Annotated in this window: 18 protein-coding genes; 10 read left to right on the forward strand and 8 right to left on the reverse strand. The window is 56.3% G+C overall.

Translation table 11 applies throughout. The features are described 5' to 3' along the window. The first annotated feature begins 269 nt into the window (after positions 1-269). The 6 genes from THTE_RS13210 (at position 270) to THTE_RS13235 (ending at position 10,024) form a co-directional block, all read left to right on the forward strand. Positions 270-1,844: a hypothetical protein gene (locus THTE_RS13210; RefSeq protein WP_095415870.1), complete on the forward strand. Its 1,575-nt coding sequence runs from the start codon at positions 270-272 to the stop codon at positions 1,842-1,844. A 738-nt stretch (positions 1,845-2,582) separates the two neighbouring features. Then, the gene (locus THTE_RS13215; protein ID WP_095415871.1) at positions 2,583-3,317 is read left to right on the forward strand and encodes a glycosyltransferase family 2 protein; all 735 of its coding nucleotides are present in this window, start codon (positions 2,583-2,585) and stop codon (positions 3,315-3,317) included. Between the two features lie 113 nt (positions 3,318-3,430). Beyond that, a complete protein-coding gene (locus tag THTE_RS13220; protein WP_095415872.1) occupies positions 3,431-5,062 on the forward strand; it encodes a hypothetical protein in 1,632 nt (543 codons plus the stop codon). A 710-nt stretch (positions 5,063-5,772) separates the two neighbouring features. Then, a complete protein-coding gene (locus tag THTE_RS13225) occupies positions 5,773-7,077 on the forward strand; it encodes a Gfo/Idh/MocA family protein (RefSeq protein ID WP_095415873.1) in 1,305 nt (434 codons plus the stop codon). 183 nt (positions 7,078-7,260) lie between these two features. Then, a complete protein-coding gene (locus THTE_RS13230; RefSeq protein WP_095415874.1) occupies positions 7,261-9,444 on the forward strand; it encodes a glycoside hydrolase family 5 protein in 2,184 nt (727 codons plus the stop codon). Positions 9,445-9,520: 76 nt separating this feature from the next. Continuing rightward, the gene (locus tag THTE_RS13235) at positions 9,521-10,024 is read left to right on the forward strand and encodes a hypothetical protein (protein WP_095415875.1); all 504 of its coding nucleotides are present in this window, start codon (positions 9,521-9,523) and stop codon (positions 10,022-10,024) included. Positions 10,025-10,073: 49 nt separating this feature from the next. Here THTE_RS13235 and THTE_RS13240 read toward each other — a convergent pair whose 3' ends face one another. Beyond that, entirely contained in the window at positions 10,074-10,988 is a 915-nt protein-coding gene (locus tag THTE_RS13240) for an NAD(P)-dependent oxidoreductase (RefSeq protein ID WP_095415876.1), read from the reverse strand. Between the two features lie 77 nt (positions 10,989-11,065). After that, positions 11,066-12,379, reverse strand: coding sequence for a metallophosphoesterase (locus THTE_RS13245; RefSeq protein WP_157732089.1), 1,314 nt, complete (start codon positions 12,377-12,379; stop codon positions 11,066-11,068). A 684-nt stretch (positions 12,380-13,063) separates the two neighbouring features. Between THTE_RS13245 and THTE_RS13250 the strand changes: the two genes are divergently transcribed. The 3 genes from THTE_RS13250 to THTE_RS13260 all read left to right on the forward strand — a co-directional run bounded on the left by THTE_RS13250 (position 13,064) and on the right by THTE_RS13260 (position 14,980). Next, positions 13,064-13,471: a DUF423 domain-containing protein gene (locus THTE_RS13250; protein WP_157732090.1), complete on the forward strand. Its 408-nt coding sequence runs from the start codon at positions 13,064-13,066 to the stop codon at positions 13,469-13,471. 450 nt (positions 13,472-13,921) lie between these two features. Beyond that, positions 13,922-14,278, forward strand: a complete 357-nt coding sequence (locus tag THTE_RS13255) for an HPF/RaiA family ribosome-associated protein (RefSeq protein ID WP_095415879.1) — start codon at positions 13,922-13,924, stop codon at positions 14,276-14,278. Between the two features lie 189 nt (positions 14,279-14,467). Continuing rightward, positions 14,468-14,980, forward strand: coding sequence for a 6-pyruvoyl trahydropterin synthase family protein (locus tag THTE_RS13260; RefSeq protein WP_157732091.1), 513 nt, complete (start codon positions 14,468-14,470; stop codon positions 14,978-14,980). 26 nt (positions 14,981-15,006) lie between these two features. On the opposite strand, the gene THTE_RS13265 is transcribed toward THTE_RS13260, so the two are convergent. Then, positions 15,007-16,200, reverse strand: a complete 1,194-nt coding sequence (locus THTE_RS13265; protein ID WP_095415881.1) for a class I SAM-dependent rRNA methyltransferase — start codon at positions 16,198-16,200, stop codon at positions 15,007-15,009. 453 nt (positions 16,201-16,653) lie between these two features. On the opposite strand from THTE_RS13265, the gene THTE_RS13270 reads away from it, so the two are divergent. Beyond that, a complete protein-coding gene (locus THTE_RS13270; protein ID WP_207651715.1) occupies positions 16,654-17,142 on the forward strand; it encodes a transposase in 489 nt (162 codons plus the stop codon). Positions 17,143-17,395: 253 nt separating this feature from the next. Here THTE_RS13270 and THTE_RS13275 read toward each other — a convergent pair whose 3' ends face one another. The 5 genes from THTE_RS13275 to THTE_RS13295 all read right to left on the reverse strand — a co-directional run bounded on the left by THTE_RS13275 (position 17,396) and on the right by THTE_RS13295 (position 23,093). Beyond that, complete coding sequence (locus THTE_RS13275; RefSeq protein ID WP_095415882.1) at positions 17,396-19,078, reverse strand: hypothetical protein; 1,683 nt, start codon at positions 19,076-19,078, stop codon at positions 17,396-17,398. Between the two features lie 32 nt (positions 19,079-19,110). Further along, a complete protein-coding gene (locus THTE_RS13280; protein WP_157732092.1) occupies positions 19,111-20,712 on the reverse strand; it encodes a hypothetical protein in 1,602 nt (533 codons plus the stop codon). Positions 20,713-20,885: 173 nt separating this feature from the next. Beyond that, positions 20,886-21,248 carry a transposase gene (locus THTE_RS13285; protein ID WP_157732093.1) on the reverse strand — a complete coding sequence of 121 codons (363 nt, stop codon included), beginning with the start codon at positions 21,246-21,248 and terminating at the stop codon, positions 20,886-20,888. Next, positions 21,209-21,496, reverse strand: a complete 288-nt coding sequence (locus THTE_RS18300) for a protein-tyrosine phosphatase family protein (protein WP_095415885.1) — start codon at positions 21,494-21,496, stop codon at positions 21,209-21,211. Before THTE_RS18300 ends, THTE_RS13285 begins: the two co-directional genes overlap by 40 nt. 235 nt (positions 21,497-21,731) lie before the next feature. Continuing rightward, positions 21,732-23,093 carry an HD domain-containing protein gene (locus tag THTE_RS13295; RefSeq protein ID WP_095415886.1) on the reverse strand — a complete coding sequence of 454 codons (1,362 nt, stop codon included), beginning with the start codon at positions 23,091-23,093 and terminating at the stop codon, positions 21,732-21,734. Positions 23,094-23,153: the final 60 nt, after the last annotated feature.

A 23,153-nucleotide genomic window follows, 5' to 3' on the forward strand; every position in this document is an offset into this window, starting at 1 on the left:
CTACCGTGTTGGACACCAATGGCGATGCCCCGGCAAAAAGCCTCTGCTTTTCGGTCCATCCTGCGCGGAACCCTCTTTTTTCAGACTCTGCTTATATCTGCTGATTTCCACGCAGTGTGGACAATGCCAAGGATTCAGCTTGTAACAGACAAATTTGACAGCTAAAATCTGTCAATTAGTCCTAGCTATACTGGCGTTTTGGGCCGTGGGACGCTGGACTTTTCTTTTGATCGATGGTTTCAGAGTGGCACGCCTCAGGGGGTGCGACGATGAAAGCAGTACTCTCCTCGATTGCGAGTGCAGTTCTCGTGACGGCGAGTTGGTGGGTGGGGTGGGGGCTGTCACCCACTCTGGCTGAGTCTCGGAAGCTTGCCGATTTGCTGCACGGATTTGCCGTCCAGTTGCCCAGCACCTGGACGTGTAAGGCGGACGGCCGCGTGATTTGGTTCACGGACGGGGCACGGTTTATCGTCATTCGCGCGGCCGCTCAAGGCCAACTCCATGAAGTGATGAGGAACTGGTTCTGGGAACACCAGGCCCTGAAGACAGCCACGGGGCGTGAAGAATTCACTTTTCGGAAGCATGCTTGCGGACTGATCGTTTTGGGTGATGGTCTGGGGTTTCCATACGGGCTTGACCCGATGGCCGCTGTCAATTTTGGCCAGACAGGGACAAATCCAGATGAATATCGGGAGGTCACTGTGTGTCTCCCCGGACAGAACGGTGTGCTGCTGGTTACGTTCCTCGCCCCCCAAAAAACTGCACGAAGAGATTGGCTGGAGATGGTGGACATCGTACGAACCGTTGAGTTTGTGCCGCCCGAGAAACTGGTGGCCTGGAGTGTCCAGACAATACTCGATTCGGAAACGGGGGGGCCACTGGGAACCATTCACATTCCCCGGGGAGCTGAATACCGGGGCCAGACCGTCATTCTGGGAACTCAACGCCAGCCGGCCATCTTTGTCCGGCAGGGGGAATTCTTGTTTCGTCGGGACAACATTTTGGTTCAGAGCACAGTGCTCCAAACGCAATTTGGCGGGAGTGGAACGACGATTCTCAATATCAACGGCGCGAGTTCCCTCCAACCGCAACCGATCTTTCTCACCTCTGTCGACGACGTGGAAAAGCTGGTCCTCGCTATTTGGCAGTCCGAGACGGGTCAATCCTGGTCAGTGACCAAGCGTCGAGACATCCCCGCTTCTCTGATGGAAAGGGCTATGTTTCAGCAGGGCGCCCAGATGCTAAATCAAGCTGCAACCGTCTATGGCCGTAGCGCGACCACCAGCATGATTAAACGGGAGCTGCGTGCTGAAGCGGGGACACTTGTGCGTGAAGCGGTCCTTACGGGTTCACTTCTCCTGGCTCAGCAGGCCGATTTCATCTCCGCCAGCCAGGATTGCACGGCGAGCTTCTCCGTAATGATGAGTCAGTTCAACAGGGAGAACGAAGAGCATGATCGCGGCGTCGTGGTGGGGATTATGGCCAGCGTGCGATTTAGCCCTCACGCGGTGCTTGCCCTCCTCCAGCGGATTTCAGTTGAGAATGCTGCCCTCAACCGGATGGTTCTGGAGATGGTTCAAGAACAGGAGGAATTCAACAGTCGGATGGCGACTGCCTGGACCAACGCGTTGAGCGACCAAACGTATGCGCGGGACCCCGCGACGGGGGAGATCATGCGTCTCTACAAGCACGCGTGGGATGAGAGCGACTTCTGGCGGGATCCTGTCTGGAATACGGTTCTTGACGGTGTCGAACCGGGAAGCAAATTGGAGGATGTCCTCCGATCAGAGGGTTGGCGTCGCCTCGACCAGTCGCTTGAGGGGTTCCCGGAACAGTGGAAGTAAGTGCGGCTGAGGACCGACGGAAAGGTCTTGGGGCTTCTGTGAGCGGCATGCGGACAAATTACTGTTGCCGTTTACTGTTGCCGTTAGTCAGAATCCTTGTCCCGGCTCCACATCAAATCGCAAAAAACTCAGGTTAACTGATTATTGTCCTCGCGGCCTCTTATTCCCGCCACTTGATTTTGCGTGGAGCAGGATCAACAGGGGCGATTGTAAACCTGTTGGCGCAACGCTTGCGCGCTACGCCACTCAATGGATCAGATTCTCCAGGAGTTAGATTTTTTCGTCCCCCGTCTGCCGGGCTGGAGGTAAAAATTTGTCGCCCTAGTGCATGGAAGCCCATGTCCGCAGATCCTCCACGCTTGTATCCACAACGGTGGCAAGAAATCTTTCCCAGCTTGGCTTTCGCATAAAACTTGTCGATATCGCCAAAAATGGTGTTACAAGTTTCACGGGGTAGCCTCCGTGCTGAAGGCTCGGCCTTTGTCGTACGTAACCTCCTCCACCACTTTCCAGGATATTTTTAGCTCAAAAAGTGCAAAAGTTAGACCGCGTGCCGGATTTCCCGTTTCGGACCTCGGTTCTGGCGGGGCACCCGAAAGGGAAGAACTTCACGACGAGAACTCCCTTCTTTCTTTCCGGAAATGCGTATGATTGAAAGATCGAAGGGCTGCGAGCCGCGCGGCAAAACGGGGGCATGGTGTCAGTTGACGATCGACAGACAAGAGCGGTGTCAGCGAGATGGCTCAACAGAATTTCCTCACGGCTTTACCGGTTTATAACGAGGTCCGCCATATCGGGGATGTTCTTCAGAAGGTAACACGATTTTCCACAAATATTCTGGTCGTGGACGATGGATCGACAGATGGAACGGCAGAGGTTCTGCAGACATTTCCGAATGTGAGGGTGATTCGGCATCCTGAGAACCGAGGCTACGGCGCAGCTCTGCGGACGGCATTCAGCTACGCCATTGACCAGGGTTACGAAGTGCTGGTCACAATCGACTGTGACGGGCAGCACGAGCCGCACCGCATTCCGGAGTTTGTAGCGGCGTGCACTCCCGAAGTGGATGTGGTGTCTGGCAGCCGTTATCTGAAGAGATTTCCGGGCGACTCTGAGCCGCCTCCCGATCGGCGGCGGATCAATGAGGTCATCACCGCCGAGCTGAATCGACGGTTGGGGCTCCATTTGACTGACGCCTTTTGCGGATTTAAGGCCTATCGCACGGAGGCCCTCCGGAAGTTAGATTTAACCGAAAACGGATATGCAATGCCGATCGAGTTCTGGGTGCAGGCTGTTAAACACGGGCTGCGTATTATTGAAATACCGGTTCCCCTCATTTATCTGGAAGAAGAACGGGCATTCGGGGGGGCACTGGATCAGGCGGAAACCCGTCTGGCTGTCTATCGCGCGGTGCTGGAGCGTAGCCTGCAACGGGCGGGACTGGCGGATTTCTCCAAGACGTCGCTCATTTAGCGCGTGTTGAGGTTGGTGAGGGGTTTGCCAAGGTGGGCTGAGTTCCAACAATTCCTGGAGTGTGACCACCGCTGCTATTTTTTTGAAAGATGTTGGCAACGATGAGCCTCACAATGGACAAATCGCATCACGCGAAACTGCGTGCTCCCACGGAAGACGGTGGTATTTTGCTCTGGCCGGAGTCTGCCCACTGGGGATCGCTGGCCGAAGCAAACCGCTTTGCGGTGACCAGGAAAGCGGCACGCGTGCTTGGCTTTTCGTGGTACGAATTGGCAGCCCGCGCCCGGCAGGAGATGCTGGCCGCAGCCCGCCGCTGGACAGGAAGATATCGATCAGTCGAGTTTTCTGAGACTGGATCTGCGCATGGCTTGCCCCCTATTTACATGACGGGGCATCAGCCTGAGCTTTTTCACCCCGGAGTGTGGTTGAAAAATGCCGTGCTGCACGGTGCAGCGCAGGCCGGTTCAGCGATCGCCATTCACATGATCGTGGACAGCGACGTGCTGAAGGGCCTTGCCGTGTCTGTGCCGTCGGGAGCGCCAGAACAACCCAGGATGTCCTACATTCCCCTCGATGAAGGTCCGTGTGGCTGGCCCTATGAAGAAAGACCCGTGATTAACAGGGAAGTTTTTGGGACATTTGACTTGGCTGTGTCCCGGGAGATCCGCGGCTTGGTGCCGGATCCCCTTGTGGGTAAGTTCTGGCCGATCGTTCGCGAAAGTCTCGATGTGAGTCCGCGGTTGGCTCATGCTATCGCCGTGGCAAGACATCGTCAGGAAGAACGTTGGGGATGGCAGACGCTGGAAGTTCCCCAAAGCTGGCTGTGCCGGTTGCCGAGCTTCCTGGTCTTGGCTGCCCATATCTGGTCGGAAGCCCCGCGATTTCTTGCTCTTCACAATCGGGCAGTGGACGCGTACCGGCGGGCCCATCGTCTGCGGTCCCGATCCCATCCATTCCCACATTTGATCGAGACCGACGGTTGGATTGAAGTGCCGTTTTGGACATGGTCGTTGGACATGCCTTACCGTCAGCGGCTGTTTGCACGGCACTCTGGGAACTGCGTGGAGATATCCGATTTGGCTCACTGGTGGGGCTGTATTCCGGATGCGCGTTTGAACGATCCCGAATGGCTGGCCGATTGGGCCGCCGATTTGGAAAAGAATGGTCGCCGGATTCGGGGCCGGGCGGTAGTTACGACCCTTTGGGCCCGGTGTTTCTTGAGCGATTTTTTCATTCACGGTTTGGGTGGGGCGAAATACGACCAGGTGACGGATGCCATCATTCGCGACTTCTTAGGGATCGATCCGCCCGTCTACGCCACGGCAACAGCAACCGTGCTCCTCCCCGTGTGGCGGCCGGCGGTGGATGAGGCGGACGAACGGGCGATCCGGGTTCAGCTCCGCGACCTGGAGTTCCATCCGGAAAAACACATTTCGCTCGGAGAGTTGCCCCGGGACGCCCAGCGTTTGGTGGAGAAGCTGATCGAAGAGAAATGGCGGTGGATCAACACAGCGGTTACGCCGGAGAACGCTGCCGATCGCTACCGTCGCATACGTGAGATCAACCGTGCCCTGCAACCTTTTGTGGAGAATGAACGACAACGCCTGTTGCAACTTCTCGACGAAACGCAGCAAAAATTGAAGGTGAAGCAGATCCTGGCGGCTCGCGATTGGGCCTTTTGTCTGTACCCCGAAGATCAATTGATGAGGTTTTACGCATCTGCCATTCAAGACATTGCCGGCTAAAGGGAGTGTTTGATTGCCCTGGGTCTCGATAAATTCGCGGACCTGAAAGCCAGGGCGGGTCTGACATATCCCCACTTTTCCTCTGCCGACGGAGCCGGACGTCCAAGCGGGCTTGTGTAAGAGCGAGATTCAGCACGGAATGACCTGCTTGTCAGTTCCACTTTCGGAGGAGCGTGCTCGTCACGTCCACTTTCCAACGTTGGATCATGTTTTGCGTCCCGGCGGGCACGACAAGCGTGCCCCTCCGAACGATTTCTCTGGAGAACGTGCTTGTCAATTTCGCTTTCGGAGGGACGTGCTTGTCACGTCCGCTTTCCGACGTTGGATCATGTCTTGCGTTGCGGAAGGCAGGACAAGCGTGCCTCTCCGAGCGATTTCTCCTTGGGACGTGTGTGTCAGGTCCACATTCGTAGATTTGAATAGTCCATTTGACCGGGCGGGCTCCCACTGCTCGGTTCAGTAGCTGGCTACACGGTAGGGACAATTCATGAAAACGCGTTGTGCCGTGGTGTGTCATCGGACGTAGGTCTTCGCGAAAAGGGGGGACGAGTCAGGGGGTGGGTTGCTTGACGGTGCCTTCTCGGGGAGAGTAGCATCTTGTTGAGTTTCCTTCGCGAGAAAAACCGCTGTCCCATTTTTCCGGAAAAGAAGAGCGGGGTTTTCTCGGGAAATGTGTCGAATGTTGGCCCGTCTCCATCGGAGGAGGAATCATGTCGCAATTCGGGATGACGCGTCGCGAGTTCTCCCAGCTTGGCATTGGCGCTTTGGCCTGGTCGGCCGTGAGCCGTTCCCGTGTTCTGGGGGCCAATGACCGTATCCGCCTGGGCTTTATCGGAGTGGGAAATCGAGGCAGTCAGCTTTTGGACGCGTTTCTGAAGCACGAGGACATGGAAGTGGTGGTCCTCTGCGATGTCTACGAGCCCTATCTGGATCGAGCCCAGCAAAAACTACCGCGTAAAGCCGATACGACCATCGATTTTCGAAAGGTTCTCGATCGGAACGATGTGGACGGGGTGGTGATTGCAACGCCCGACCACTGGCATGCGATTCAGACAATTTGGGCATGTCGGGCAGGCAAAGACGTGTATGTGGAAAAGCCGCTTTCGATCACGGTGGTGGAAGGACGAAAGATGGTCGAAGCGGCGCGGAAATACCAGCGGATCGTTCAGGTGGGCACACATCGACGCTCTTCCAAACTGTATGCCCAGCTGTACGAGCTCGTGCACTCCGGAAAGATTGGCAAGGTGACGGTTTCTCGGGCGTATCGGCTCAGCAACATGTATCCCAACGGAATCGGTAAAGCGGCACCCTCCGCCCCGCCACCGGGACTTCACTGGGACCTCTGGCTTGGTCCACGGCCGGAACGGCCTTTTCAGGAGACCATCGCTCCCTACAAGTTCCGTTGGTGGGACCTCTATTCGTCACAGATGGCCAATTGGGGCGTGCACTATCTGGATGCGATTCGCTGGCTGACCGACGAGTTAGCTCCGTCGTCGGTGTGTGCGATGGGGGGACGGTTTGCCGTGGATGATGACCGCACGATTCCCGATAGGATGGAAGCGGTCTTTCAATTTGCCTCGGGGCGACTGGCCATTTTTGGACAGTACGAGGCGTCGGGAGTACCTGCACTGGCCCAGGGCGAGTTGGAACTTCGCGGTACACTGGGCGCAGCGTATATCGGTGGCACGAAGTTCGAAATCATCCCTGAGCGCGGAGGGCAATTCCAGGATCCCAGCCCACGGATGGAGCCCATCCGAGTTCAAGTACCGGCCGGGGAAAATGACATGACCGTTGACCATGCGCGGAATTTCCTGGACTGCATGAGGAGCCGCCAGCTTCCCAATGCGGACGTGGAGATCGGGCATCGTTCCACGACATGCAGCCTGATCGCCAATATCTCGCTGGCGGTTGGTGCCCGGCTGGAATGGGACGCTGAAAAGGAGCGTTTCACGAATAACGAAGAAGCCAACCAGATGCTCCATTACGAGTACCGAAAACCGTGGTCACTCGATTAATAGTCGACTTTGGCAGGTAAGTGCCACTAACACAAAGACGAGTCCTTAAAAATACACGCTTGAATCGATTAAAGCACAGTAAAATGAGATCGTAAAAACACGCTGGCGGCTTCTTCTTGCATACGACACCGGTCTGAAGAAGAAAATTCCTTGTAAATCACTTTTGTCAGCGGGAGGATATTTATGTGTCAACGGGCGCGGATTATTGGACTGCTCGCTGTAACAGTTGCGGCGTCCTCGCTTTTCCAACAGGCAGGACCGTTTGCCGAGGAGTTCGCCCCCTGTCCGGTATCGTGGGACGCCGGAGACAGTTTAATCGATCTGTCGTTCCTGCTTGAAAAACCTGCCGGAAAAGACGGATTTATTACGATCAAAGACGGCCATCTGGCCGCGGCATCTGGCAAAAGAATTCGCTTCTGGGGTGTAAACTTTTCGGGGCAGGGTTGTTTGCCGCCAAAGGAACATGCGCCGATCATTGCCCGCCGGCTTGCACGCTGGGGGATCAACTGCGTGCGGTTCCACTTCTTCGACAGACCAGCGCCCAACGGTATCATCGCGGCCAATCGGGATGATACACGCCAACTCGATCCCGAGATGCTGGATCGCCTGGACTATATTGTCTATCAGCTCAAGGAAAATGGAATCTATGTCGATTTGAATCTGAATGTTGCACGTAGTTACAAGGCGGGCGATGGAGTCAAAGATTACGAATATCTGGGATTTGCCAAAGGTCTCACATATTTTGATCCAAGATTGCTGGAATTGCAGCGTGAGTACGCGCAACAACTCTTAACGCATCGAAATCCTTACACCGGGAATGAATATCGAAATGAGCCCGGTGTAGCACTGATCGAATTTGTTAATGAGAATTCCCTCGTCGAAGCCTGGATGGATGGGCGGCTTCAGGGGCTTAATACCCGCAAAAACCCCGGCACGTGGACGGATATTACCAAAAGTTACGCCGAGGATCTCAGCAAGCTCTACAATGAGTGGCTTCAGAAGAATGTTAGTCCAGAAGTTCGCAGACAGATTGCTGCGGAGGCCGGCGTCGGCGAAGGGGAACTCATCCCCCGGCTTCGCCCGGCGGAATTCGCCAAGGCCTCGCAATTGCGGTTTCACACCGAAGCCCAATTCTACATGGCAGTGGAAAAGGAGTATTTCCTTAGTATGAAACGCTTCTTAAAAGAGGAGCTTGGTGTAAAACAACTTCTCATTGGAAATAGCGATCATGGGCATGGACACACCGGCTATCCGATCGTGGTGGGGACGTCCCTGCTTGATGTAGTGGACGGCCATGTGTATTGGCAGCACCCGTCGTATATTCGGGATCCGCAGACGGGACGGACGATAGGTTTCCGAATTCCAAACACGCCCATGGTGGTGGATCCTTTGCACTCCACGGTTGTTCAACTGGCGCGCACCCCAGTAGTCGGAAAACCCTACACGGTTTCGGAGGTCAATCATCCGTTTCCCCATCAATATGCGTGCGAAGGTGTCCCCATTCTCGCTGCTTATGCAGCGTTTCAGGACTGGGATGGGATTTTCTGGTATACGCTCATGCATCAGGAAGTGGTGGGAAAAGAGCCGCGGATTGCGGGGCATTTCGATCTGGCGTTTGATCCCGTGAAAATGACGCAGCTGGCGGCGTGCAGCCTCGCGTTTATTCGGGGAGACGTGCAAACGGCCAGGGAGGTGGTGGCCAGAACCTATACACCGGAACAGGTGCGGGAAAGTATCCGTCTGACTGGCCGTCGGGACCTTATGCCGTTTTTCACGCCGGGCTTTCCTCTCGCTTTGCCGCTCAAGCACGCCGTGCGGGTAGCTTCGTTTGACGGGCCCCCGTTTACGGAGATCCCTTTTCCGGACGAGAATCCAATTGTCGCCGATACCGGCCAAATCAAATGGTTTGTTAAAAACGGAACAGCAGGCCTTGTCGTGGTGGATAGTCCGCGGTGGAAGGCTGTCGTCGGACATCTTAAAGAGGTTCCGGACCGACCCTCACAGGTCGATGTGAAAGTGGAAAATGATTTCGCGGCCATCACCATGTGCTCGCTTGATGATCAGCCAATCGCAAGAGCTGGCCGGATTCTGGTGAGTGCTACTGCACGGGTGGAAAACACCGGGCAGAAATGGAATGCCGACCGCACGACTCTGGAGGATTGGGGAAGGGCGCCAACCGTGATTGAGGTGGTTCGGGGCGACGTGGAAATCAAAGGATGGAGCGCGAAGCGAATTGATTGCCAACCGCTGGATGCGAACGGCAGACCCTTGGGTACGGCTTTCCAGGCGTCGCCTATGGACAATGGCTGGAGAATCACACTGGGCGGTCAACCGGCAACCTGGTATTTACTCACCGTGGAGTATTGACCGATGAAAAGCTTTTCGTGGGCAGATTTGCCATTTGCTGATCGATGATCACAAAGCAGCCGGCCGAGAGGTCGCTATGGAATCAATCCGAGAGATTCTTCGTGCGTTTTTCGTCTACGTCATGTATCCGGCCGTTGTCATCGGCCTGTTCATTTATCTTGTGTCGCTCCTGTTCTTTCTGGTCCGGTGTGCCAAAACGATGTCCGGCGCCATTCGCCGCGCGGTAGGTGGGCTGCTTCCCATCGTCATTCTCGTGTTTCTCGTTTCGAGTAATTTTCTGGATGGGGGACACCTCGCGGAATGGCTCGACCGGCTTTCCGACACCCACCGTTTTGTCCTGGGGGCAGTGGCGGCCTTTGTGATGATGGAGACGGGAAAACAACTGGGAAGGACCGACGCCAACTCCGCGGTAGCGGCTTACGCGTTTTTCGTGTCTTGCCTTCTGGCAGTGCTGTTATGGGTTGTGATGGGAGGCCTCTTGGACAAGCTGAACTGGACGCTCTTTGCCTTCATTCTTGTGGGGGGCCTCCACGTGATGTTCCGGGGGCTACCCGGCTGGTTCGACTCGCCATCCCGCTGAACAGGCCGCGCGAGGAACAATCCGCCGGATCTGACTCGAAGAAAAATTTTTACTGCGACGGTAGCAGCCCCGCCTGGCGTCGCACCTCGAGGGCGATGGCCGTCCAGTCCCAATCGCCGTATCCCTGAGCTAAAGCGGCAAGGTAGCGGTCACGCAGAACGCTCAAAAACGGCATCGGCGTTCTCGATTCGGTGGCCGACTGAAGGGAAAGATTGATGTCTTTGAGACCAAGCTGAAGGCGAAAGAGGGGTTCGCGGAATTGACCGCTCAGGAGGTGACGCCCATACCCTTTGTAAATGAAGCAATCAAAAAGAAACTCGGTGATTGTGTCGAAAAAGGTCTGGGGAGGCAAACCGTTCTTTTCGACAAACGCAAACGCTTCGGAAAGCGATTCCACAACCGTCGCGATAAGAAAGTTGGATGCAAGTTTGGCCACGTGAGCGGCTTCGGGACCATCCCCCAGTTCCAGCACCTGGCGGCTGATCGCCTGAAGTAGAGGCTTCACGCGGTGGCGTGCCGCGGCCGGTCCGGATATGTAGAACGTCTGGCGTTTTGCGGCAACGGTGTCGGGACGGCCCATTACCGGAGAAGCCAGGTAGACGCCTCCCAACTGATTGTGCTTCTCAGCCAGCAGCCGGGCTGTCCGCGGAGAAATCGTGCTCATCGACACGTGGATGTCCTGCGGACCGAGCCTTCGAAAAACCTCTCCGTCGTCAAAAATCGAAAGCAGGGCTTGATCATCCGAGACGCAGGTCATGACCAGTCCGCCCGGGACTACGGCGTCGGCGGGCGAGGTCGCTTCAATCGCTCCCTGTTCGAGAAGGGGCCGGATCTTTTCGCGTGTTCGGTTATACACTCGGACGCGATATCCCAGAGCCAGCCAGTTGGCAACCATCGCCTGGCCCATTTGGCCAATCCCGATAAAACCAAATTCCTGGTCTCCGGTCGGTTGTGCAGACGACATATCGAACTCCTCCTTCCATGCGAGACGGGATCCATGACCGCCCAACGAGGTTGCTTCCCATTAAGCTCGTTAGGGATTCAGCTTACTCGAATCGGCTTTGGTTCGGAACCCGACGTTTCGCTAAGAAGTGTCAGGCAGGTAAGCTCAGGAGGGCAAAAATAGCGAAGAGGAAATTCACCGCCAATCCCCCGACTCACGTACATTGTTGTGGGTGCTTTGTGGTACAATCCCTGGGCGTAGCGAATTCCGTAAGCACTAGGGGCAATGATGGGCCCCAGCCACGGCAGGCACGCCTGGCCACCATGTGTGTGCCCCGCAAGGACGAGGTGAATCTTGTTGCGAATGGCCCAGTAGAACTGATCCGGTGTATGGGCGAGCAAAAGCCGGAAGAAGGGTGTGTCTTCTGGCAGATCAGGGTACGCCGGGGCCGGACCCAACCACGGCAATTCATTTCCGCCCACCAGAAGCTCCGTTCCATCGACGGTTAACTGTTCCACACGACCGCCGACATTTTTGAACCCGATCTCGGTAAGAGCCGTGCGAACGCTCTCAACGCCCGCGCGGAGGTCGTGATTTCCCAGAATGAAAAAAACACCGGATTTTGCTCGCAAGGGCGCGAGGACCCTTTGCGCCTGAGGTAGGCACTCCTCGCGATCGGCGATATCTCCAGTAATTACGACGAGGTCGGGTTCAAGCCGATTGCTGTTTTCCACGACGAGTTCGTAAAACTCATCAGGAATTCTTCCCACAAAATGAAGGTCGGAGAGCTGGACGATTCGCAAACCGTTGAGGGCCGGAGGCAGTTCGGGCAATGATAGGACTAGCTCAACGCGATGGCAGGCGAGGGATTCATTGCCCGGTAAAAGCAACAAATTGCTGGGATGGGGGCGTCTGGGCGGAAGGCTCGTCGGCGTATTCTTTTGAAATGCAGATCCGGAGGGACTATGCCTATCGGAGTCCAAACGGATTCCTGTGCGACGTGTTTCCGGCGGATTCGCGTTTTGCTCCACTGCATGGGCGGAGGACACATCTGCCGGCGATTTTCGGGGCTTGCCCGGCATGGTGTCCTGGTTTCTGCCCGTTTGGGGACCAGTTACGCGGGGTAATGCCTTCCGGTGTCGCACGAGGGCGAGGAATTGGATCGCGCCAGCACGGGCCCGGGCACGAAGTCCGTTCCGAGATTTCAGGACCGGCGCAAGATCGAAAAGAAGCTCGCTTGTTGCGCCTTTCAGGACCTGGGGAGGTCGCCGCAGATTCCGCCAAACTCGCCATCCAATGGCGAAGGGAAGAGCCAGGAAGCAGGCACCGATGTACAGATTGGCTGCCAGGGCACCATAGAGCCCAACCTGGGAGCGTTCGACATCACTTTGAGTCAGAAAAAGGAGGGGCAATTCGCCCTCCAATATCAGGGCAACTAAGGTCGTGGGGACGACAGCTCCGACCGCGACGAGAAGTGCCGTGACCCAGCTACATATTCCGAAAGACAGCCCAAAACCGTGTAACCGATTCCACAGGGCCGCCCAAATGGTTATATGTCCGAGGACTGCCAATACCAGCAAAGATATCAGAAAAGTGGTCATTCTCGCCCGGAAGTTCGTATTAAGTTTTTCCCCGCACGACGCGGAATTGCCATTCGTACGTCTAACCAGCCGCGATTCCCAGCTTATCCATCTCTCCGTGTTCAGTTTTTTGGCCTGGGGGTCCGCGGTTTCTCCCATTCGGCGGTTTGTTCCCGCCACCTCGGAATACCGGCTTCGTTACTCGCTTCACACGGGGGTCAACTCGTGCTGATCCGCCACCGGTAGTAAGTTGGCTCATCCTGCGGGTAGTTGTTTCCCACCCCTATGGGCCGCGGCTGTTTAAAGCGTATTATATACCTTCGGCGAACCGAAACGAGGCTCAGAGATTATTGAGGATCGGCCGATTGTGCGACCGGAGAGGTCCGTCCAGTTGGATGGATTCGGTCGTTTCGTCCGGACTCTCCGTCAAGTTCAACGTTGTATTACCAAACTATTGCCGCTCGTGAAAGAGCAACACATTGCAATCGGCCAATTTCGTTGCCAGGAGTCCATCCCGTGACTGAAAGAAGCCGTTTTTGGATAGCGTGCGGCGCGATTTTGGCGGGTTTAAGCGTTGTCCTGGCCGCGATTGCCGACCACGTCCTCAAAGGGAACTGGGGCGTGGTTGAGGCCCGGCAATTTGAACTGGCCGTAAGATATCAATTCTACCACGCCATCGCGCTTGTTCTCTGTGGACTTCTCGGACTGTGCGGAAAATTCCGCGGTCTCAGCATCGTAGCCGTTGGATTTTTGCTGGGAATAGTTGGTTTTAGTGGTGGGCTTTTCCTCAAAGTTTGCCTCCCGCAGATTAATCTGGGCCCTGTCATTCCGGCGGGTGCAGTCCTGTGGATCATCTCCTGGGTGGGTCTGGCCGTTACTGCCGTGATACCGGTAAAAAACCGCCTGTTCGGGTCAGAAAATTAGCCTGAAGCGGGTTCCGAGGCAATTGCCATAAGAACTGGGTGTTCGCAGTTTTCGGGTCGTCGCAGCGCGGAGAGAACGCAAAACGGGGTGGTTTTGGGTGTTAAATAGGGTAGAATTACCTTGGGCTCAGAAAAGAGTAATGAGAGCTTAGCCGTCAAAAGGGCACCAGATTTGCCTAACGCAACAAGTTGTCGTAGGACCGACTGCCGAATAGGCAGTTGACCGTAGCGAGCTTATTACCTTTCGTGCACAGGTGATGAGACGGAAATACCAGAATTCAGAGCGTTCGTGTTGTCCAGCACACGGTTCACTTTTCCAGGGGGCGAGGTTATCTGAACCTCGGCTTATCGATGGTTGTCCTTTAATCTGGTGGGGAATGAGCGATCGGCCCGGGGAGCGGGCTGGTCGATTCCTGTACCGCCTGCAAAAACACTAATTTGGAGGCAAATTATGGAACTACACATCCAAACCCGTCGCGTCAATCTGGACGAGGCCACGCGGGAACTGGTGGAGCGCCGTTTCATGTTCGCGCTGGACCAGTTCGATGGGTTTGTCATGAATGTCGATGTCATTTTGGAGGACGTCAACGGCCCGCGGGGAGGAGTTGACAAGCATTGCCGGGTGTTGGCGTCCTTGCGAGGCGGTAAATACGTCAAGATTGAAGACCAGGACGCTGACCTCATCAGCGTCGTTAACAGGGCGGCGGATCGGCTCAGCCAAGTCGTCGCGCGGGAACTCGATCGCAAGCGGGACAAGAAAGGGGCCCATTCCTCGGGCAGTTTTGCGGAGGAACAGCAACCGGAGTGACCATCGTCACCAATATGAGCGGATGGTGATTGCAGGGGATCCGCAATCGGTTGCGTCCTCTGCGTGTTACATGGTGCTGGGTTTGGACCGGCGAGATCGGTACAGACCAGCGGGCATCAGCAGGCCAAACAATTGCCTCGCATCGATCGTATCTGCAACTGATTTCAAGCTCTGGAGAGAGTCGCTGGCTTGGGGGAAGGCTTCGAAATTCGCATTGGTCGTGAGGCGGTGCAATTCAGCGCCGCCCATTTTCTTGTCTTTGGGCCTGATTCGGCGGAGGCCGTTCACGGCCACGACTTCTCCGTGGAGGTGGCGGTGACGGGCAACTTGTTGGACCCAGGCTGGGTCATGGATTTTCTCGTTCTTCATCGGTTTGTCCAAGAAATCGTTGAGCCGCTGGATCACAAGGTTCTCCTGCCCGCCAAGAACCCCTGGCTACGCCTGGAAATGCTGGGCGATGAGCTCGTTCGGGCATCCCTGGGGAAATGGTCTTGGCAGTTCCCAGCCGTCCATTGCTTCCTGCTGCCGGTGTGCAACGTAACGGCCGAGCTCCTAGCCCAATATATCGGTGGGATTTTAAAGGGGCGAATCGAAGCAGAGCTTCCCGGGAGCATGGAACGCCTGCGGGTGGAAGTGTTTGAAACACCTCACTATTCCGCGCGGTGGACTTACGTTCGCCAGGAGGGCGAGTCGAGGTGCTGAGCCTCGGACGCTGCTCAATCAGCCCATCAAAGGACACGACAGATAAAACACTTGAGGTAGTTTGTTTCGCGGCACGTGACGCTGACAGGATGGTCGGCACCGGCGCCTCGCTGTTCGAGGACCTGAATATCGCGCCGTGTCTGCTGGGCCACACCGAAAATGACGTTGAAGAAATCTTCCCGGGTCACGTATCCGGAGCAACTGCACGTGATAAGGTATCCGCCCGGGGGAATAAGCTCTACTGCCATCCGATTCAAAAAGTGATAGGCGCGGAGGGCTTCGGGAAGCTTTGCCTTTCCGGAGGCAAATTTAGGTGGATCCAGGATCACCACATCGAAGCGTTCACCGCGTTCCCGGAGTTCCTTGAGAACCTGAAACGCGTCTCCCACCTCGAAACGTGTTCGGGGCACAGCGTTGTGTTCCGCATTGGCCCGGGCAAGAATAATGGCTTTTTCGCTGCTATCATAGCCCCACACTTCTCTGGCCCGTCCCAGTTTCGCTGCACACAGAGCGAATCCCCCGGTGTAGCAGAACATATCAAGGACACGTTTATCCCGTGTCCACTGGGCTGCCACCCGCCGGTTCTCTCGCTGATCCAGGTAGAAGCCAGTTTTCTGGCCCATGAGAAGGTCCACGCCGTACTGGATTCCATGCTCCTCAATCAAGATGGGACCATCGGGAACGGTTCCATGCACGGCGCGCTCGATGGTCAAGCCCTCCTGCTCTCGCACTTCCGGGTCGCAGCAGTGCACAATTCCGCGAGGTTTGATCACCTCTTCCAGGATTTCCAGTAGTTCGGAAGACCGCTGCTCCAACCCGAGGGCATTTGTTTGAACCACCAAATACGGGCCGTATTTGTCCACAATCAGGCCGCTTAACCCGTCTGCCTCGCTGAAAACCAGTCGCGCCGCCCCTTGTGGTGTGATCAGACCCAGTTCGTTACGAAGAGTCACGGCCCTGTGAATGCGATCACGCCAGAACTCGCGGTTCAGCGGGACATCCTGCCATGTGTAGAGGCGGACGCGGATCTGGCTCCGGCTGTTGTACAGTCCTCGCGCGATGAACCGCCCATCCCGTGTGACAAGGTCAACGATTCCCCCATCGGGAGGGTTGCCTTCGACAAGCTCGACAGCGGTTGCTCGGACCCAGGGGTGGCGTTCCACAAACGGCCGCAAGCGATCCTGTCGGACGATGATTTTCCCGGTGACCTCCGTATTCATAGCGTGAATCTCGATTCATAAACCGGATCATTTACCTCATTGGTTGAAATACGATTCGATTATGCCACAACTTGGAAACGAAAGAAGGCCAGGAGATTGGGCATTACGGTCGCCCTTTAGACTTCCGGAGATGGAAAAAGCGTTTCCAGGTAGATCATGTGGTCCTCGCAGATCTAATGCCCCTTCCGGTTCGGGAGTCTCGCGTTTTTGGAACGGGCAAGAATTGATCTTGGAGAATTCCCGGAGTTTGGACAAAAAGAGTCCCGCGTCACGTTGTTCAAAAAGACTCTCAATGACGTTGAGACCAAAAAATGGACAAGGTTCATGTTCGCCCGATCAACTGCTACGAATGACAAGAGCTCCATAGAATGAAACGACAATTGTCCAATCATGTCAATAGCCGTCACGCACGGATTGTGCTGCTTTCCGCCGGCGGGGTTCGCAACCGCGAAAATGGCCAAACGGGTCGAGCGACTGCGAGCCACCTATTGCCGCACCGGTAGAGTTCGCCATTTCCTGGCAGCCTACGACCTGGAAACGGGTATGTTGTTGGGCCGGTTCTACAGCCGAAAAACCTGGATCGAGTTCTTGCGATTTCTCCGGTGGCTCCGGCGGCGTTACCCGCAGAGCGAAACGTTACACATCGTGATGGACAACTACAGTCCCCATCTGAAGGAAGAGGTCTGGGCATGGGTCCGGGCGAACAATGTGAAGTTTTACCTTACCCCGTCCAATGCCTCATGGCTGAATCGGATCGAGTGCCAGTTCACGGGGCTGAAGAAGTTTGCCCTGGACAATAGCGACTATCGGAGTCATAAAGAACAGGAGCAAGCCATCCGGAGGTATTTGGCTTGGCGCAACGGCCGCCGCGCGATAGCCGCCGAGCCCTGGCGCTCGTCCCTCCGGAAAAACACGACATCCACTCGCCGCGTAGCAGCCTAAAACGCGCGAAACTGTTCAACTGGAAAGGGCAGTAGGACTACAGCGACGACTTAGTAAACTCATACGGACAGCCGTGCGGGCTGCTCATACAAGCACGGGTGCATCACTCCAGTGCATTCGACGGTGAACCTTGGAATCTATTGTGAAAGGAATTGACATGTTGGCTTGACTCCCCTTGCTGGGTCGGGTTCTCTCGCGGAGAGTCACGACCCGCTGAGTCTCGAAAAGACTTGCAGAACGTCTTTCAGCCGGGTCAATGCTGGGTTTCAAGAGTCTTTTTGACCAGTTCAATCCGGGCGGCAAGAAGCTGTCGTTTCTCGGCCAGATCGGCGTAGTGCCACCATGTGGCGATGGCAACACTCGTGGCGACTGCCACCAGGGCAACTCCCCCCGTCAACACCACGGCACCGCCCGTCACTCCCAAGCCGCCGGCGGCAATTGATCCGCCCCCAAACCAGGCGAGGGTGGCGTTGGTGGCCGCAGCTCCAGAAAGGCTGGCAATCGCCGTACCTGTGCTCGCCGTACCGAATGTGCTCACCGCCCACCACGCAGCTGCGCCTGTCGCCACACCCACAACCGCTCCGCCGGTATTGATAACAGCCAGGCGATAGGCGGTCCGCTGGTCGATATACCCCAGTGCATATTCGACGCAGGGGAAGGCAATCCCTGCTACGAGCATTCCGGCTCCTGCACTCACCACGACTGATCCGCCAATCCCGGCCAGTCCGCTGGCCTGTGCCAATTGTTGCCCGATCTCTGTCCTTGTCAGAAGGGTGACCGCCTGCGTAGCCGTGTAGTCGGCGGCCATGCCCACACCCGCCCCCATCAGAGCCATGCTGCCAACCCGTTTGATGTCCACCGTTCGTTCGGTGAAAAACTCAGCGAGCATTTCCATGCCACCTGTGGCCACCCCGGTCACAGCCCCGGTTGCCAAGAGGTGGCTACCCAGTCCAACCCGCGCATTCCATCGCTCCTGATTGACGATCCAACGCCAGGTCTCCGCCGGTTGCCTACAGTACTCATCGACGAGCAGCGAAACGGCGTGGCCTGAGTAACCCAGCTTCCTCAACGAGCCCGTGATCGCCTGGCGAAGCGACCTTTGAATACCCAAAGGAAGCTCGTCGAATGGCCCCTCGCAGACGACCCTGCCGCCGATAGTAATCTTGTGGGCTACCTGATCCACGGAATAACGGGCGATGGTTCCCCGATAGCGCAGCCTCCCCTCGCCGACCGCGGAACAGTGATCCCCGATCTTATAGAGGGCTCGGCGGACTTGATCCACTCCCGGATCGCCTCCGTCCACCGAGTAAGCCACCCGCCCTGGATGGTCCTGCCACAAATACACATTTCGGCCTTTCTCCAGGGGCAACTGGATGACCTCCGTGCCGGCTCCGGGCAGCCTATCACTCCACACAAGCCCGCCGGTGGACACCTCTTGCGCCAGCTTGCGATAAAGGGTGCTGGTGGTCCTCATGTGGCTTCTGACCCAATCTTCCGACATCTGCGGCCCTACAGCCGTCCGACCCAACTGCGAGGTCCCGAACTTCGACTCGACCACCAGGGTATCGAGGATTTCCCCATTCGGTCCGAGTTTGACGAACAGCAGGTCGATTCCCGATCGGCCAATCCGCGCCGGTGTTACGGCCTGCCAACCCGTTTCCTCAAACCAACCCCTCAAAACGAGCTTCTCGAAGATTTGCTCCGCCAAGTCACCTTTGAAGTGGGGAAGATATTGGCGGGGCTCACCGGAGAACAGGGCGGGGCCGATAACGGGGTGGGTGGCTCGCCATGCCCCTACCGCAGCCCCAGAGACCATCTGGGTGGTGAGAAGCAGAGTGCTGTGCTTGGTCACACAGGGGGGAGGAGTCGCTTGGCCACCTTGTTCGACCTCCACTCCCGCAAGCAATCCCAGCATGAGAATACCAGCAAAAGGCATCTTTGTTCTCCTGTCAGTCCAACAAGACCTACCTAAAAATCCCGATACGTCTTCTTTTCTTTTTCCAGCATACCCTTGAGAACGTACATCTTGGTTCCCTGCCTTTCCAGGTCGGTTGATCTCACCTTCCCGAGTTCGCCGAAAATTGTTTCAAAGGCCTCGCTATAACACCGCCGGGTTTCGAACGTCAGCAGGGACTCATCAATCTCGCCCAACTGGTCAATGAGGGCTTCTCCAAACTTGACCTCGTTGTCGTTAAGCCATCCTTTGTTCTTTTCAAACATTTCCAGGGCCAACTTGATTTTCTGGAGGGCCCACTGGCAGTACCGATTCTGCCGGACCTTGCTGATCCGTTCAGCCTCTTTACTCAAACCTTCGAGTTGACTCACAGCCTTTTCACGGACCTGAAAGTCACTCAGAAGCGGGATCATCGCCTGAATCTCTCGCATCAAGGCTTCTAGATCCTCCAGTTTGCGAGTACAAGCCGCATCTGCTTCAATTTCCTTCGGTGGTTCCCATTTTTTGATGTCATCGATCCGCGATTCGATCGATCTATCCTTCAAGAACTCGCTCCATGCCTTTTCAGAACTTTCCTTGGCCTGGAGGTTGGAAACCTCGAGCGCCGCCTCGCTCAACTGCCTGGCGAGGTGTCTGACCTCCTCGGCCAGCGCGGGTGGCAGCACCGCCTTCAGGGCCGTCAACTCCCGCAGTGTCAACTCGGCTTGCTGCAAAATCATTGCCGAGACCGTCGGCGAAGACTCACCCTTTGCATCACTTAAGTATTCGTTCACGATGCTTTTGCCACGATGGAAAGCCAGGACGGCTTGCAGGACCTTGAGATGATCCTCCAACCACTTAACCGCCTGTTCGTCCCCCGGTGCAGCATTCGCTCGGGCAACGGGCAAGAGGGGTTCCCATTCCCGCAATTGCTTTTCCGCAGCTTCGGGCGACTCCGGAACTGCCGGGGGTTGCCCGGCCATCAGCTTCTGTTTCAGTTCTTCCCATTTTTGGTTGTCGCCGCCAGAAGTGACCGAGGTGTATTCTTTCTCTCGCAGGCTTTCCGCCCACTTTTGATACTCCGTGGCTTTAGCAACGACTGTTTCCACGAACTTCCAATCGACTTGCAAGGCCTGTCCGTAGAAGAGCGAGGCGAGCTTTTCCAACAGCTCGGCCGCCTCAGATCTTTTGCCCTCCTTTTCTTTGCCCGAAGCGATCTCTTTGACAAGCGCACCATACTCTAACAGCACGTGGGCATTTGTTGGGTCCGCGTTGATGACATTGAGATAGTAATACGTGGCCAACTCATGCCGCCCCTGGCTGCGGAGCAGTCTGGCCATATCCAGGGCAGTTGCCGCCTCCATGGATGTTCTCGGCAAACCTCCAGGAGTTCGATCGGTGGAAACCATCTTGGGCTCCAACTCGCCCGAAGAGGTTGCCAGCTGTCCCCGACGGGCCTCACCAAGTGTCTGTGCAGAGGCTGCTCGCCTCTCCTCAGCGGAGGAGTCTCTGGCCGGTCCTGTGGCCCGCAACTCACATCCGGTACCAAAGAGTCCGCAGATTCCTACCACCAGTGTCCCTAGAATGAACGGCCCGATAGCCAGCCGTGTGGCTCGAAGCGCGATGTATGCGACCATGATTTCCCCTTTTTTCTTTTGGTCCCGGCGCGACCGTCGGCCCGTTGCCATTCGGCATCCCTCGAGCTAACTTACTGCACCATAACACACCACTGATTAAAAACACCACTGATTAAAAGGCCTTACGAACGCAAACAATTATAATACGATCAATGAAAAACGCTAGCGCTCGGTCACAGGGTACTTTTGGGATCTACGGACTTCAGTTTGCGGCGGGCATCTTCCGCGGTCATTTGCCAGTCGACGCCGCGCTGCCGAGCGTTGAGGTCTACCGACCACGCCGCAATTTCCTCCTGAAGAAGACGTAACTCTCCCACACGACGCCCCGCTAGACACTGCCGGGTCAAACAGCCGAGCTCGCACTCCGCCACGTTCAGCCAACTGCCGTGTTTCGGCGTGTAAACAAACTCAATGCGACGAACGTACTGACGAGCCCGCTCCGCTGGGAACACCTCGTAAAACGCCCCTTTCGTGTGCGTGTTCAGGTTGTCGCAGATCAGCGTGATCCGCTCACAGTCCGCGTAACGCCCGTCCAAAAGCGCCGCCACCTCTGTCGCTCAGTCGGTCTTGGTCCTAAAAACTGACGAACCTTTTCCACCGTCTGCCGCCAACACCCGAACGCTTCGGCAATGTGTTGGTCCGTCCAGGCCGGACCGTCCGCGTCCGCCTTCAGCAGAATCTGAGCGCGACGGACCTTCTGGCTCGTTGCCTTCAGCTTGCGAATGACCTCCTGGCATTTCTGACGTTCTTCCTCGGTCAGCCGGACAGTATACTTTTTTCGCATGGCAACCCTTCTTAGCGAAACGGAACGGAAACGACCATGGATCCTACGCGATCCCGCCCACCACAATCCCAATATGTTCCTTTGACGCAGCAGTAGGTCGGGCCCACACGGAAAGATGGGCAGCAGCGGCGGCTCGGTCGCCCTGGCGAGTTTTTTTCGCTGGTTCCCGTGGATGGACATTGCCCCAAACGAAGAATTCTGGGGCGTCTTCTATCCGGCTTTGTGACCGCGGTGCTTACGCCGTATTGGAGAGATAATCCTGAGACGCATCTGTGGCTTCCGCAGCTTGGTGCATCAGCTCGGTCAGGCTGCCCAGGCTTTTGATCTCGCCGGCAATGGATGGCGCCGCAAAGACACGCACCCGTTTGACGTAGTGGTCGAATTGCTCCTGCGCCAGCGCTCGCACGACGGGGGACACTTCGCTCAACGGGCGGTAGGTCGCCTCCTTAGGGAAAAATACATCCACCCGGAATTCGATTTCCTTGTGAACCGGCGGAGCATCAACGAGAACCTGATGTGAAGAGACGGGGATCCCCAGCTTTCTGCTGAGCAACTCCGCCAGGTGATGTGCGCAGGCGACGAGCCAGCGGTAAGGACGCCCCGCTATTCGCCGATAAACATCATCGCCGTCAAAATAGTGAAACTGCGCAATCCGCTTGTACAGGGTGCGGACCGGTCCAAAAAGTCCGTTGAGGATCTCGGCGGTCTTGGACTGTCCGGCAGACTGTCGCAGGCTTTCGATAAACTCCCATTCCCCCGCCGAAAAAAGAGCCTCGAGGTCGAGCCGATCCTTCAACTCAAAAAAACTCCGTTGGAGCATCGCCGTGGCGGATCGAACGGCATGGTGCCAATAGACCTCGCTGAACATGACATATCGGGCAAAGACCATGAGCTCGGCGGCTGTTTTCCCTTTTTCAGTAATGGCCAGGCCGTCACCCCGTTCATTCAAACAAAGGCTCCCCACCAGCCGTTGCTGGTCAAAAAAACGGCCGTATGGCACCCCAGCATGAAGGCTGTCTCGGAAAAGATAATCCATTTTGTCCACATCGAGCGGTCCGGAAAGAATGTTCTGTAAAAGGCTTGACACGCCATCCGCGCGATGCTTCGCAACGAGGTTCAGCACGTCGTCGGGTTGCAGACCCCAGTCGCGTTCCAGGAGCAGCGCTACCGGCTCGTCCCGCAAGAACCTGGCCACAAACGCTTCATGGGGTGGGACGTCCGGCAGGCCGAGATCCTCGATAGCGTGGCAGAATGGCCAGTGTCCCAAATCGTGGAGCAGGGCGGCAACGATCAGTTTTTCGCCTTCGTGAGGCGTCACCTGGGCGCGAAACCGGGGATCGTGCGAAAGGTGCTTCAGGACCAAAAGCGCGAGGCGATACACTCCCAGGCTGTGCTCGAATCGGGTGTGATTGGCAGCTGGATAAACGAGGGAGACCAGTCCCAGTTGTGTAATCCGCGCCAACCGACGGAAAGCCGCTGTATCGATCAGGCGGCGAACGCGGTCGGTAATCGGGACGTCCAGTTCCGGCGGAATGCGAATCAGTTGCCGCCGTGAATCGAGCGCCATCAGTTCGGGGATTTCCTCCCAACGAGCCATCGTTTCGTCCTCGCCGCAAGAGACAGCAACTCGCCCCTTTTTCCATCGTCCACGATGGAT

Origin of the sequence: Thermogutta terrifontis (assembly GCF_002277955.1) — a bacterium.
Lineage (GTDB): Bacteria > Planctomycetota > Planctomycetia > Pirellulales > Thermoguttaceae > Thermogutta > Thermogutta terrifontis.

What these genes read in the sequence shown, in the direction of transcription:
- THTE_RS13275 (WP_095415882.1), bottom strand. Translation starts at nt 19,078, where the DNA reads ATGCCTTTTGCTGGTATTCTCATGCTGGGATTGCTTGCGGGAGTGGAG.
- THTE_RS13235 (WP_095415875.1), top strand. Translation starts at nt 9,521, where the DNA reads ATGGAATCAATCCGAGAGATTCTTCGTGCGTTTTTCGTCTACGTCATG.
- THTE_RS13295 (WP_095415886.1), bottom strand. Translation starts at nt 23,093, where the DNA reads ATGGCTCGTTGGGAGGAAATCCCCGAACTGATGGCGCTCGATTCACGG.
- THTE_RS18300 (WP_095415885.1), bottom strand. Translation starts at nt 21,496, where the DNA reads ATGCGAAAAAAGTATACTGTCCGGCTGACCGAGGAAGAACGTCAGAAA.
- THTE_RS13220 (WP_095415872.1), top strand. Translation starts at nt 3,431, where the DNA reads ATGGACAAATCGCATCACGCGAAACTGCGTGCTCCCACGGAAGACGGT.
- THTE_RS13240 (WP_095415876.1), bottom strand. Translation starts at nt 10,988, where the DNA reads ATGTCGTCTGCACAACCGACCGGAGACCAGGAATTTGGTTTTATCGGG.
- THTE_RS13210 (WP_095415870.1), top strand. Translation starts at nt 270, where the DNA reads ATGAAAGCAGTACTCTCCTCGATTGCGAGTGCAGTTCTCGTGACGGCG.
- THTE_RS13265 (WP_095415881.1), bottom strand. Translation starts at nt 16,200, where the DNA reads ATGAATACGGAGGTCACCGGGAAAATCATCGTCCGACAGGATCGCTTG.
- THTE_RS13255 (WP_095415879.1), top strand. Translation starts at nt 13,922, where the DNA reads ATGGAACTACACATCCAAACCCGTCGCGTCAATCTGGACGAGGCCACG.
- THTE_RS13215 (WP_095415871.1), top strand. Translation starts at nt 2,583, where the DNA reads ATGGCTCAACAGAATTTCCTCACGGCTTTACCGGTTTATAACGAGGTC.
- THTE_RS13270 (WP_207651715.1), top strand. Translation starts at nt 16,654, where the DNA reads ATGGCCAAACGGGTCGAGCGACTGCGAGCCACCTATTGCCGCACCGGT.
- THTE_RS13280 (WP_157732092.1), bottom strand. Translation starts at nt 20,712, where the DNA reads ATGGTCGCATACATCGCGCTTCGAGCCACACGGCTGGCTATCGGGCCG.
- THTE_RS13230 (WP_095415874.1), top strand. Translation starts at nt 7,261, where the DNA reads ATGTGTCAACGGGCGCGGATTATTGGACTGCTCGCTGTAACAGTTGCG.
- THTE_RS13225 (WP_095415873.1), top strand. Translation starts at nt 5,773, where the DNA reads ATGTCGCAATTCGGGATGACGCGTCGCGAGTTCTCCCAGCTTGGCATT.